This is a genomic window from Kocuria sp. CPCC 205260 (genome assembly GCF_040981045.1).
Lineage (GTDB): Bacteria > Actinomycetota > Actinomycetes > Actinomycetales > Micrococcaceae > Kocuria > Kocuria palustris.
The window spans coordinates 36,600-48,993 of sequence record NZ_JAVKPT010000010.1 but is presented as its reverse complement, the minus strand read 5'-3'; the positions used below and the strand labels follow the sequence as shown (position 1 = coordinate 48,993).

The window sequence follows — 12,394 nt, the reverse complement described above, 5'->3', positions numbered from 1 at the left end:
GCGCGTCCCGTGCGCGCCGGGCCGGACCACGAACCCGCACCACAGATGGGATGCCCCCCGGATGAGCCACCGCCCCCGCCGCCGGATGCGGCTGGCCGCTGCCCTGGCCGTGTGCGCCCTGGCGCTGAGCGCCTGCACCGATGCCGACTCCCCCGCCGGGGGCCAGTCAGCACCCGAGGGCGCTGCGCAGGGCATGGACGAGTTCTACGCCCAGGAGCTCGACTGGGGATCGTGCGAGGACTCCGGCGGGATCTCCGGGTTCTTCGGCGGCGACGACCAGCAGTGCGCGCAGCTCACCGTGCCGGTGGACTACTCCGATCCCGAGGGCGAGACCACCACGGTGGCCATGGCGCAGCTTCCCTCGACCGGGGATGCCCCGGAGGGTGCGCTGGTCGTGAACCCCGGAGGACCGGGCGGCTCCGGGGTGGACCTGATCTCCCAGTCCGGTCCGCTGTTCGGCGACGATCTGCGCGCGGGCTACGACATCGTCTCCTTCGACCCTCGCGGCGTCTCCCGCTCGGACGAGATCCAGTGCTTCGACGACGACGCCGCCCTCGACGCATGGCGCTCCCAGCCCTCGCTCACGGGCCAGGACATCACGGCAGAGGATCTGCGCGAGGAGTACAGGGAGCTCGGCGAGGGCTGTGCAGAGCACTCGGGACCTGTGCTGGAGCACATGGACACGGCCTCCGTGGCCAAGGACCTGGACGTCATGCGCGCAGCCCTGGGCCAGGACCGGACCGACTACCTGGGCTTCTCCTACGGCACGCGCATCGGCGCCGAGTACGCCCGGCAGTTCCCGGATCGCGTGGGGCGGTTCGTCCTCGATGGTGCCGTCGATCCGCAGGCCTCGAACTCCGAGGTGGCCATGGGCCAGGCAGTGGGATTCGAGAGCGCGCTGCGGGACTTCATGGAGGACTGCACGCAGAACTCCGCCGACTGCTTCACGGACGGCTCCGCGGACGACGGCATGGAGGAGGTCCAGCAGATCCTGGCCCGCTCCGCGGACGAGGAGATCACCGGGCCCGACGGCCGACGCCTGACCCCCGTCCAGGTGGCCGAGGGCATCATCACGCCGCTGTACAGCACCGCCACCTACCCCAGGCTCAACCAGGCCCTGCGGGACGCCTCGGACGGCGACTACGACGCCCTCCAGGAGCTCTCCGACCTCAACCACGGGCGCCAGGAGGACGGGACGTACCACGGGAACTCGACCGTCGCCTTCAGCGCGGTCAACTGCCTGGACTCGACCGACGACTCGGTCACCGACCAGGACATGGCGGCCCAGCAGCAGGAGCTCACCGAGCGGGCGCCGACCTTCGGCCCCTACCTCGGCTACGCGGAGGCGGCCTGCCAGGGCTGGCCGTACGGACCGGTCGAGGAGGATCCGGACGAGCCGGCGGAGTACTCGGGCGACTCCGAGATCCTGGTCGTGGGCGGGACCGAGGACCCGGCGACCCCGTATGCCTGGTCCGAGGCCCTGACCGAGCAGCTGGGACGGGCCACCCTGCTCACCCGGGAGGGCATGGGCCACGTCTCCTACTCCTCGGGCAACGGGTGCATCGTCGAGGCGGTCGACGCCTATCTCCTCGAGGGCATCCTCCCGGAGGAGGGCACGGTCTGCCGGGACGCCGGCATCTGAGCGGAGGCCGCGCTCAGGAGGCGTGCGAGCGCAGCGGCAGCTCGAGCAGGCCGGGGATGTCGCGGATGGAGTCCACGACCGCGTCGGCACCCGAGGTGCGCAGGGAGTCCTCGCGGTGGGCTCCGGTCAGCACGCCCACGTTGGCGCGGGATCCCGCCCGGCGCCCGGAGAGCATGTCCGCGGCGGTGTCGCCCACGACCATGACCTCGCGGACGTCGGCGAGGTCCAGGGCCAACAGCGCCGTGAGGATCATGTCCGGGTAGGGGCGGCCGCGGCCGGCGTCGGAGGGGCACAGGCTCAGATCGGCCAGACCCATCCAGTCCAGGTGCTCCAGGATCTGGTTCTGGCTGTGGCGGTTGTAGCCGGTGGCCAGCACGACCTTCAGCCCGGACTCCCGCAGCCCCAGGATGACGTCCTCGGCGCCCGGGACGGCAGTGACGGCGTCGGTGCGCAGCAGCTCGTCGAACTGGCGCTCGAACTCGCGGCTGGCCTCGGCGGCGACGGCAGGCTCGTCCTCGAAGAGGTGCTGGAAGACGCGGACCTTGGACTGGCCCAGGGTGTCGCGCACGAAGCCGAGCATGCCCGTGAAGCGCGGCGAGTCCGCGGCGATGCCCAGCTTCTCGAGCGTGCGGGTGAAGGCGCGCTCCATGATCCCGTTGTCCTCGAAGGACGTCCCCGACATGTCGATGAACGCCAGGCGGAGATTGCGGACGATGTCTGGGCGGAGGGTCATCTGCGGTCCTTCAGCGATCGATGCCTGCTCAGCGCGCCGTGCAGCAGCGGTCTCGGAGCAGGAGGGGCCTCGCTCAGCACGAGGGGCTGCAGCGACCATGCTCTCCCCCGGTCCGAGCGCGGTCGCGGATTCGCACCGACGTGAGGGTGAACACACGACGAACACTCATGCATCTCGACCCGGCTTCGACGTCCGCACGGATGTGACCGGCCCGCCCGACGGTGCTAGGGTGTCATCCGCGCTGTGGCCCGCCGCGGTCCGGTCGCGCCGCCTTAGCTCAGTCGGTAGAGCGATTCACTCGTAATGAATAGGTCGCCGGTTCGATTCCGGCAGGCGGCTCCAGCAGAACCCCCAGATCCGATCCCGTGAGAACGGGACGGCCTGGGGGTTCTCTCACGACACGAGCCAGCCCGGAGCTCGCGGCAGATCCGATCTCCGCGGCAGCCCCCTGATCACCCCGTCGATCGCAGAGACGAGGGACAGAGCTGCGATGTCTGATGGACATCAACCTGCAAAGACATGCAACACCGGCAACCGAATCCTGGGCATCATCACACTTCAGGCCTAAGTTGAACCCTGGCGCGCCCTGCCCATCACGCGTCTCGCTCTGTCAGACGGACGGAGCTTCTCCCCCCGGAAGCCCGCCACGTCGACAGCTGAGCCCTAGGACGGCAATGATTCTCAGCTCTCCCTCTGCCACGACATCCACGCACAAGGCCTATGACTCCGTCTGGGTCGAGTTCGATTCCATCTGGCTGAAGCCCCGACTCGTCTTCGATGAGCGCACGCGCGACGCGTTCGATGCCTGCGCAGAGATCTGCAACACGGTGATGTGCGAGAGCATGGGAACCGCGCCGTCCGCGCAGCGCCCCCTGGTGCGCTGCGCGCTGCGCACGGACGGACCGGGGTCCTATCTCCTGAGCTTCGAGATCCCGGAAGAAGGCCCTGCGCTTCCGGAGCCGGACACCACCTCGCCCGCAAGGGGTCGCTGGAAGGCCAGAAAGCGCACCCAGGAAGCTCGGACCGCAAGCCAGCAGGACCCTGACCTGCAGCTCAGGCTCCTGTCGGCCACTCGCATCCTCGTGGAGATGCTGCTGGCGGTCGACACCATCTGCTCCACGCCCGCAGGCCAGCTCAGCGTGAACGAGCGGCGATGCAACCACGGGCACTTCGTGGAATTCGTCAACGGCGTCAGGGTCCTGAGGCATATACACCGGAATTCCTGGATGATGCTGTCGCAGCCGAGGATCCAGAAGCTGCTGAGCCGAGCCTTCGCTCCGTTCCAGGATGCCGAGCTCCACACCATGAGCGTGCGAGAGATCCCCCAGGAGGGGAGCCTCGGCGCCAGCTGGGTGGTCACAGCCAACCGTCGCCTGCAAGCTTTCGCGAATGGGGCACTGCTCGAGATGCCCGCTCTTCAGGGCACGATGCTCGGCGCCCAGCAGTTATCGGCCGAGCGCTCCTGAGCGACCCAACCCCGATTCACCCCGCCGTGAGCCGCCCGTCGACCAAGGTCAGCCGGCGGTCGTCGTCCTCCAGCAGCTCGGCCTCGTGCGTGACCAGCACCGTGGCGGTGCCGAAGCGCCGCGTCGCGTCTCGCAGCATCTGCATGACGGAGATCGAGCGCTCGTGATCCAGCGCGGCCGTGGGCTCGTCGACGAGCATCACCGACGGGCTCGACATCAGCGCCCGGCCGATGTTGACCCGCTGCTGCTGACCGCCCGAGAGCTGGTGGGGCCTGCGACCGGCGGCGGCCTCCAGCCCGAGCAGCTCGAACAGCTCGTCGGCGCGCCTGGCCGCCTCCCGGCGCCGGCGCCGATCCTGTCCGCCGATGTGCGCGGTGAGCAGCAGCTGCTCCCGAGCGGTCAGCGAGGCCAGCAGATTGGGCTGCTGGAACACGACGCCCACCCGGGTCCGGCGCATCTCGGCGCGCTGCTCTGGGGTCATCTGCACGACGTCGCGGCCGTCGATCAGCACCTGCCCCGAGCTCGCTCCGACCAGACCGGCCACGACGGACAGCAGGGAGGACTTGCCCGATCCCGACGGCCCCGTGACCGCGGTGAGGACCCCGGCGGGTGCCTCCATGGAAACGCCGTCGAGGGCGTGGACCACTCGGGGGCGCCCGTCGTCGTCCTGGCCGTCGGGCCAGCTGAGGCGGACGTCGCGCAGCCGCAGCGCGGCTGCGGAATCGACGCGCTCAGCAGCCTCGGCGGACTGCCAGGGGGCGGGGGCGGTGGACAGCACAGTCATGTCGGGCTCCTTCGGAAGCAGAGGGCGGAAAGCGGGCAGGGGCTCAAGCCGCGGACAGCGCGATCTGCGGGTCCACGCGAGCGACCCGGCGCACGGCCAGCAGCGCGGCGGCCAAGCCGAGCAGCAGGATCCCCAGGGCGGGCACCAGGGTGGTGGTCGGCGTGAGGCTGAACGGCACCGCTCCTGTCACCAGGGCGCCGCCGAGGCCGCCGAGCACCAGTCCGAGCGCGGTTCCGCCCAGCAGGACGGCCGCCGACTGGGCCAGCGCATCGCGCAGCACCCAGCCGCGAGAGGCCCCCAGGGCGCGCAGGATCGCGACCTCACGGGTGCGCTGGATGCTCCACACGGTCAGGAACGCGATCACCACGAGCGCGCCGATGCCGTAGAGGAAGGCCTGCATCATCAGCAGGGAGCCGCGCTCCGAGCTGTAGGCGGGCAGTGCCGCGAAGGAGTCGCGCGTGCCGGCGCTCCAGGTGCCTGCGGCCTCGTCCTGATCGGTCATCCGATCCTCGAGCTCGCTGCCGTTCAGGCCGTCGGCAGGGAAGACGGCCAGCGCGCTGCTCTGGCCGTCGCCCATGCGCAGCAGCTGCGCGGAGTCCTCGGTCGAGGTCCACACCACCGGAGAGTGCGAGTACCACTCATCGGCCGCGATGCCGATGACCGTCAGCTTCAGCGCACCCGCGTCCAGCTCGTCGCCGACACCGACGCCCAGCGACTGGGCCGTCTCCTGCGACAGGACGGTCTGCCCGGCCCCCGGACGGGCCCGTCCTTCGAGGATCTCGAGGTCCGGGGCCAGCTCGGTGCCCGGCTGCAGGGCGAGCACGGCAGCCGAGGCCGAGGCGCCGTCGTGCTCGAGCTGAGCGCGCCCGACGTCGAAGCGCTCGGCGGCCTCGACGCCCTCGGCGCGGGCCCATGACCCGGCCTGCTGGGCGTCGACGCGCGAATCGCTGTAGGAGGGATCCTCGCCGTCGCTGCCCGCGGCCAGGACGATGCGCGGGGCCTCGAGCGCCTCGAGGGCGGAGGTGGACTGGCGGCCCAGACCGTCGGTCAGGCCGGTGAGCATGACGACGAGCAGCGTGATCATGGCGACCACGGAGCCGATCAGGGCGAAGCGACCGCGCGCGAAGCGCAGATCGCGCAGGGAGAGGAACATGCTGGTCACTCCTGGCGGATGGTTCGAGGGGCCGGGTGCCTTCCCGGCGCTGTGCGATGGCTCCACTGTCCGCCGCGGCAGGTCGCGGGCGCATCGGACGGCGGTGGGGTCCTGAGCGCACCGAACGGCGCACCCCGGGATCAGCCGATCGGCTGATGCCCCGTCCGGCAGGATCCGTAGGCTGGAGCGATGACCACCTCCGCCGCCGACCGGGCCCTCGGCCCGGACTCCGACGGGGCCGCAGCGACTCCCGCCGTGCTGCGGGCCATGCGCGTGATCCTGCACGTGAGCTTCGCCGGGCTGCTGGGACTGGCAGTGGGCCGGTTCCTGATCGGCGCCTCCTGGCCCGGCGCCCTGTGGCCGCTGGCCCTGTCCCTGCTGCTGGGCCTCGCCTATCTGAGCGGCACCGTCGCGGAGCATCGGGCCTTCCTCGGCGTCCGTCCCCGTGCGCGCCCGGCCAGCGCGGGCGTGTGGCTGGCGGCGGTGCTCGTGCTGTGGTGCCTGCTTGCTCTGCGCGCACCGGACTTCTCCTGGGTGGTCTTCCCGCTGTTCTTCGTCGTCCAGGCCGTGCTGCCAACGATGCCGAGCCTGATTGCGGTCGCCGGGCTCACCGCGGTGGTGATCGCCACCCAGGCTCTGCACGCAGGCACGGGGGGCTTCGGCACCGGACAGGTCATCGGCCCGGTCCTCGGCGCGGTGTTCGCCGTGATCGCGGCCTGGGCCTACCGGGCCCTGTGGCGAGATGCCCAGCGCCACCGCCGCACCGTCGTCGCGCTGCAGGCCGCCAGGGAGGAGCTCGCCCACCGCGAGCACCGCGCGGGGGTGCTCGCCGAGCGCGACCGGCTCTCCCGCGAGATCCACGACACCCTGGCCCAGGGCCTCGCCTCGATCGTGCTGTTCTCCCGCGCCGCCCAGGACTCCCTGGCGCAGGATCGCCCGGACGCCGCCGCCGAGCAGCTGCAAGTCCTGGAGTCGACGGCTTCGGCCGATCTCGCGGAGGCCCGTCGCTTCGTCCAGGGCCTGGCCTCGCCGCGCCTGGCCGCCGGGCTCGAATCGGCCCTGCGCGATCTGGTCGACGGCCTGCAGGGGCGTGCCGAGTCCGCAGGCACCGACCTGAGCGTCTCCCTGCGGGTAGAGGGAGAGCCCCGGGACCTGGAGCAGGCGACCGAGGCCGTGCTCCTGCGCGCGGCCCAGACCTGCCTGAGCAACGTCGAAACCCATGCCCGCGCCTCCCGCGCGGCCGTCACCCTGGCCTACTGGCCGGAGACGGTGACCCTGGACGTCGTCGACGACGGCGTGGGATTCGACGCCGCAGCGCCGCACAGGCCCGGGCGCGACGGCGGCTACGGCCTGCCCCACCTGCGCCGACGTGCGCGCGAGCTCGGCGGGCGGCTGTCGATCGAGTCGCGCCCGGGAGCCGGCACGGCAGCGGCTCTGCAGCTGCCCGCGCCCGTCGCCCGGCCGAGCACACCGCAGCAGCCCTCGAAGGATCGAGACCGGACATGACCCACCCCGCCCCGACGACCGAGACCCCTCTGGGCCTGCTGCTCGTGGACGACCACCCCGTCGTGCGCGCCGGGCTGAAGGCTCTGCTCGAGGCCGACGGCACGCTCGCGGTCCTCGCGGAGGCAGGCGACGGGGCCCAAGCCCTGGCCGCCCTCGACGACCAGCACGTGGACGTCGTGATCATGGACCTGCAGATGCCGACCATGGATGGGCCCACGGCCATCCGCAGGCTCCGCGACCGCGGCGGGCCTCCCGTCCTGGTCCTGACCACCTACGAGACGCAGGCGGACATCGTCTCCGCGCTGGAGGCCGGAGCTACCGGCTATCTGCTCAAGGACTCCCCCGCCGAGCAGCTGCGAGAGGCCGTGCGCCAGACCGCGCAGGGTCGCTCCGTGCTGGCGCCGTCGGTGACCCAGCAGCTCGTGCAGCGGGCGGCTCGCCCGGCGCAGAGCCTCAGCGCACGGGAGATCGAGATCCTGCAGGGACTGGCCACGGGTGCAAGCAACCGCGAGCTGGCAGCGCAGCTCGTGATCTCCGAGGCCACCGTCAAGACGCACCTGCTGCACGTCTACGACAAGCTCGGCGTGGACAACCGGACCGCCGCCGTGCACCGGGCCAGGGAGCAGCGGCTCATCTGAGCCCGAGGGCGCGGGCTGCGGATCAGCAGGCAACCGCTGCAGCTGCCTCAGAGCGATGCGTCCGGGCAGCTCGCCTTCGGCGACGGCGCTGCGGCCGTTCGCCTCAGACCGCCCCGTGCTCCTGCACCAGCGCCTCGCCGCGCACGATGTGCCCGCCGACGGCCTCGGCGCGCCGCCGCACGGCCTCCAGGCGCTGGGCGCGGGCCGTCTCCGGGTCGATGCCCGGCGTGCGGAAGCGGGCCAGCGCCAGCGCTTCGGCCGCCTGGGCCATGTCATTGCCCGCCCGTGACAGCTCCCGATGGAGGTCATTGAGCCAGCCGCCCTCGGAGCCGGGGATGTCCTGGTCGTTCGTGGGCGCCATCGCCTGCGCGGCCGTGCACAGCGCGCGCACCCGGGGGAGCAGATCGGCCAGCTCGTTGGCCGCGGGGACGGCCGCGGCCTGCAGGCCGGCGTCCTGGATCTGCTCGAGCACCTGGTGAAAGCGATCGAGCCCGCGCCGGAACCGGTCATGGGCGCGACGCCACACGCCCAGACCCAACTGCTTCTCATCGCGGCGCTGTGCCCGATGCTCGCTGAGGAATCCCATAGACCTCCATGATGACACGTCGTCACCATCCGGGACGATGCGATTCCGGCGCCCCACGAACCAGTGGCCCCGCGGTGTGCTTCTCGAGCTCGAGACGCACACCACAGGGCCACTGGAGGCAGAACCTGGCGCCCCGCTTCAGCAGCAGCGGCCCTCCGGGTGGCGCTCCTGCCAGTCCTGCCAGCTGCGCCAGAACTCGCGCTCGGTCATGGGCTTCTCCCCCTCGCACCCGTGGGCGCGGTGGTGCTCCAGATAGCGCTGGTACTTGTCGGCGCCCAGCACACCGTCGGCGAACCGCTTCAGCGAGGACACCGCCTCGAGGATCGACGTCATCTGGTCCTCTCCTCCTCTCGTCGTGCCGTGCGATGGCCGCGCTCGTCGTCGGGGTCGTCTCCCGACGACGAGCGCCGCCTCAGTGCCCGTGCCCCGACAGTCCGCCGGGAGTGCGCTGCTCGATCGGGATCTGCTCCCAGCGCTGGGCCAGCTGCTTCTCCGACGGCGTCGTGATGAAGCCGGCCGGAGCATAGAACCGGGACTCGACGTACGGGTCCTCGTGCCCGACGGCCTGCCCGCTGAGATCCTGCACGCCGATCTTCCCGTGCGCGCGGTAGTGCTGGATCGTGCGGATGACGGCCATGACCACGACCGTGATCGTCAGCACCACGAACAGGATGGACAGGGTGCCCTGCACGGTCGTGTTGCGCACGACCGCCTCCATGGCCTCCGTCGTCTGCGCGGTGCCGTGGCTCGTCTCGCCATCGGCCAGCGCCTTGCGGAAGGCCGCGTTGTTCGCCCAGTAGCCGATCGCGGGGTTCGAGGAGAAGATCTTCTGCCACGAGCCCGTGACCGTCACGGCGAAGTCGAAGGCCAGCGGGACGATGATGATCCACAGGTAGCCGAAGCGGCCTCGGGAGGCGGCGATCGTCAGGCAGACCGCCAGCGCGATCGCGGCCAGCAGCTGATTGGCGATGCCGAACAGCGGGTAGAAGGTGTTGATGCCGCCCAGCGGGTCGGTGACGCCGAGGATCAGGATCGATCCCCAGCCGGCCACCATCAGCGCCGTGGTCAGCCACGCTCCCAGCCGCCAGTCCGGGTCGCGGAAGCGCGGGATGAAGTTGCCGAGCGAATCGCTGAGCATGAAGCGGGCCACACGGGTGCCGGCGTCGACGGCGGTGAGGATGAACAGCGCCTCGAACATGATCGCGAAGTGGTACCAGAAGCTCATCATGGAGGCTCCGCCGAACCACTGGTTCATGATCCCGGCCAGGCCCACAGCGAGGGTGGGCGCGCCGCCGGTGCGCGAGACGATCGACTCCTCGCCCACGGCGTCTGCCGTGCCCTGGATCTGCTCCGGTGTGACGTCCACACCGGCCAGTCCCAGCGAGTTCACCCAGGCCACGGCACCCTCGACCGTGCCGCCGGTGGCGGCGGGCGAGGAGTTCATGGCGAAGTAGATGCCCCGGTCGATCGAGATCGCAGCGACCAGCGCCATGATCGCCACGAAGGACTCCATGAGCATGCCGCCGTAGCCGATCAGGCGCGTCTGGCGCTCCTTCTCGATCATCTTGGGGGTGGTGCCCGAGGCGATCAGCGCGTGGAACCCGGACAGGGCGCCGCAGGCGATCGTGACGAACAGGAACGGGAACAGCGCGCCGGAGAACACGGGGCCGTCGGTGCGCCCGGCGAACTCCGAGACCGCCGGCACCGAGATCTCCGGACGGACGACGACGATGGCCACCGCCAGCAGGAGGATGGTGCCGACCTTCATGAAGGTCGAGAGGTAGTCGCGCGGGCTCAGCAGCAGCCACACGGGCAGCACGGCGGCGACGAAGCCGTAGATGATCACGAACCACGCCAGCGTCACGCGCTCCAGGGTGAACAGCTGGACGCCCCAGTCGGTGTCGGCGACCCACCCGCCGGCCACGATCGCGAGCATCAGCAGCGCGAAGCCGACGATGGAGATCTCCAGGACTTTGCCCGGGCGGATGTAGCGCAGGTAGATGCCCATGAACAGCGCGATCGGGATGGTCATGCCCACCGAGAAGACGCCCCACGGGGACTCGCCCAGAGCGTTGACGACCACCAGGGCCAGGATGGCCACGATGATGATCATGATCACGAGGGTCGCGATGATCGCCGCCCAGCCGCCGACCGGTCCGAGCTCGTCCTTGGCCATCTGGCCCAGGGAACGGCCGCCGCGGCGCATGGAGAAGAACAGCACCAGGTAGTCCTGGACCGCACCGGCGAGGATCACGCCGACGATGATCCAGATGGTCCCGGGCAGGTAGCCCATCTGGGCGGCCAGCACGGGGCCGACCAGCGGGCCGGCGCCGGCGATCGCGGCGAAGTGGTGGCCGTAGAGCACGCGTCGGTCCGTGGCCAGGTAGTCGCGGCCGTTGGCCTTGTACTCCGCCGGGGTGGCGCGGAAGTCGTCGGGCTGGGCGAGCTTGCGCTCGATGAACTTGGAGTAGAACCGGTAGGCGATGAAGTAGCTGCAGACCGCTGCCAGCACGAACCAGATCGCGTTGACGGTCTCGCCGCGCACGATCGCCAGCATGACCCAGGCCAGTCCGCCCACCAGGGCGATGGCGACCCACAGGGCGATCTTGGCCGGGGTCCACTTGGCCTGCTCGGCCTCGAGGACCTCGGGTTCGACGGCGGCCGGAGGAAGGTCGGTGCGCGGATCCGGGGTGCCGGATCCGCCGGATCCGGGCGGTGTGACGGTGGTGCTCATGGAAGGCTCCTGGTGAGGGAGAGGGGAAGGCGCGGCCTCGACTGGAGGGCCGGGGCCGCGCACCTGTCACCGGGAGTCTAAGCCGAGGTGATCCGCTTCACGGGGCGGGTGCCGCGGGCGGGCCGCCGCCCCGCAGGCCATCGATCACGGGGTCAGCAGGATCTTGCCGATGTGCGTCCCCGAGTCGAAGTGCTCATGCGCCTGCGCCGCCTGATCGAGCGGGAACTCCCTGTCGACCACAGCGCGGATCTGGCCGGAGGCCACGAGCGGCCAGACGTGCTCGTGGACCTGCGCCATGATCCGAGCCTTCTGATCCGCCGGCCGAGCACGCAGCGTGGTGGCCACGAGATGCTGGCGCTTCACCATGAAGGAGCCCAGATCGATCTCGGCCTTCCGACCGCCCTGCAGCCCGATGATGATCAGCGTCCCGTCCACCGCCAGCGCCTTGAGGTTCGGCTCGAGGTACTTGGCGCCGACGACGTCGAAGATGACCTCCGGGCCGCGGCCATCGGTCAGCTCCTTCACCCGGCCCACGAAGTCCTCCTGGTCGTAGCGGATGGCCTCCGCGCCGAGCTCGCGGACGAACTCGGCCTTGGCCTCGGAGCTCACGGTGGTGATCACGCGCATGCCGATCGAACGGGCGATCTGGATGGCCGCCGTGCCGATGCCGCCCGTGCCGCCGTGCAGCAGCAGCGTCTGCCCGGACCGAGCACCGGCCTCCATCACGAGATTCGACCAGACGGTGGCCAGCACCTCGGGCAGCGCGGCGGCATCCGTCATGGACAGGGCATCCGACACTGGCAGGACGTTCGCCGCCGGGGCGACGACCTCCTCGGCGTAGCCTCCCGAGTCCACCAGGGCGCAGACACGGGCCCCGGGCACCAGGACGTCTCCGGACAGGGCGTGCTGCGGGGCCTCGGCGCCGACTTCGAGCACGCGGCCGGAGATCTCGAGTCCGTAGATCGCGGAGCCGCCGTCGGGGACCTTGTAATGACCGGTTCTCTGGAGGACATCGGCGCGGTTGATCCCGGCATGCTCGACGCGGATGCGGATCCCGTGGTCGGTGAGCTCGGGGACGGGCTGATCGGTCACGGTCAGGACCTCGGGCCCTCCGTGGTCGGCTTCGGCGACTGCGCGCATTTCTACCTCTTT

At 70.8% G+C, this 12,394-nt stretch carries 11 protein-coding genes and 1 tRNA gene; 5 read left to right on the top strand and 7 right to left on the bottom strand.

What is annotated here, in order from left to right; genetic code table 11:
• The first annotated feature begins 61 nt into the window (after positions 1-61).
• The gene (locus RF645_RS12340) at positions 62-1,642 is read left to right on the top strand and encodes an alpha/beta hydrolase (protein ID WP_368819195.1); all 1,581 of its coding nucleotides are present in this window, start codon (positions 62-64) and stop codon (positions 1,640-1,642) included.
• Positions 1,643-1,655: 13 nt separating this feature from the next.
• Here the strand turns inward: RF645_RS12340 and RF645_RS12335 are convergent, their stop codons facing one another.
• The gene (locus RF645_RS12335; protein WP_006214673.1) at positions 1,656-2,375 is read right to left on the bottom strand and encodes an HAD-IA family hydrolase; all 720 of its coding nucleotides are present in this window, start codon (positions 2,373-2,375) and stop codon (positions 1,656-1,658) included.
• Between the two features lie 266 nt (positions 2,376-2,641).
• Here RF645_RS12335 and RF645_RS12330 point away from each other — a divergent pair.
• Together RF645_RS12330 and RF645_RS12325 are read left to right on the top strand one after the other, a co-directional pair.
• Positions 2,642-2,717, top strand: a tRNA-Thr gene (locus tag RF645_RS12330).
• A 155-nt stretch (positions 2,718-2,872) separates the two neighbouring features.
• Positions 2,873-3,841, top strand: coding sequence for a hypothetical protein (locus tag RF645_RS12325; RefSeq protein ID WP_368819194.1), 969 nt, complete (start codon positions 2,873-2,875; stop codon positions 3,839-3,841).
• 16 nt (positions 3,842-3,857) lie between these two features.
• Here RF645_RS12325 and RF645_RS12320 read toward each other — a convergent pair whose 3' ends face one another.
• Together RF645_RS12320 and RF645_RS12315 are read right to left on the bottom strand one after the other, a co-directional pair.
• The gene (locus RF645_RS12320) at positions 3,858-4,625 is read right to left on the bottom strand and encodes an ABC transporter ATP-binding protein (protein WP_285731053.1); all 768 of its coding nucleotides are present in this window, start codon (positions 4,623-4,625) and stop codon (positions 3,858-3,860) included.
• 43 nt (positions 4,626-4,668) lie between these two features.
• The gene (locus tag RF645_RS12315; protein ID WP_006214676.1) at positions 4,669-5,778 is read right to left on the bottom strand and encodes an FtsX-like permease family protein; all 1,110 of its coding nucleotides are present in this window, start codon (positions 5,776-5,778) and stop codon (positions 4,669-4,671) included.
• Positions 5,779-5,967: 189 nt separating this feature from the next.
• Here RF645_RS12315 and RF645_RS12310 point away from each other — a divergent pair, with 189 nt between their 5' ends.
• Positions 5,968-7,284 carry a histidine kinase gene (locus RF645_RS12310; RefSeq protein WP_368819193.1) on the top strand — a complete coding sequence of 439 codons (1,317 nt, stop codon included), beginning with the start codon at positions 5,968-5,970 and terminating at the stop codon, positions 7,282-7,284.
• Positions 7,281-7,922 carry a response regulator transcription factor gene (locus tag RF645_RS12305; protein ID WP_006214678.1) on the top strand — a complete coding sequence of 214 codons (642 nt, stop codon included), beginning with the start codon at positions 7,281-7,283 and terminating at the stop codon, positions 7,920-7,922. Before RF645_RS12310 ends, RF645_RS12305 begins: the two co-directional genes overlap by 4 nt.
• A gap of 103 nt (positions 7,923-8,025) precedes the next feature.
• Here the strand turns inward: RF645_RS12305 and RF645_RS12300 are convergent, their stop codons facing one another.
• From RF645_RS12300 to RF645_RS12285, 4 genes are all read right to left on the bottom strand, one after another.
• Positions 8,026-8,508, bottom strand: coding sequence for a hypothetical protein (locus RF645_RS12300; protein WP_285731046.1), 483 nt, complete (start codon positions 8,506-8,508; stop codon positions 8,026-8,028).
• Positions 8,509-8,646: 138 nt separating this feature from the next.
• Positions 8,647-8,841 carry a YbdD/YjiX family protein gene (locus RF645_RS12295; protein ID WP_204782732.1) on the bottom strand — a complete coding sequence of 65 codons (195 nt, stop codon included), beginning with the start codon at positions 8,839-8,841 and terminating at the stop codon, positions 8,647-8,649.
• Positions 8,842-8,920: 79 nt separating this feature from the next.
• Positions 8,921-11,242 carry a carbon starvation CstA family protein gene (locus RF645_RS12290; RefSeq protein WP_368819192.1) on the bottom strand — a complete coding sequence of 774 codons (2,322 nt, stop codon included), beginning with the start codon at positions 11,240-11,242 and terminating at the stop codon, positions 8,921-8,923.
• A gap of 144 nt (positions 11,243-11,386) precedes the next feature.
• Positions 11,387-12,382, bottom strand: coding sequence for an NAD(P)H-quinone oxidoreductase (locus tag RF645_RS12285; protein ID WP_368819191.1), 996 nt, complete (start codon positions 12,380-12,382; stop codon positions 11,387-11,389).
• Between the last annotated feature and the right edge of the window lie 12 nt (positions 12,383-12,394).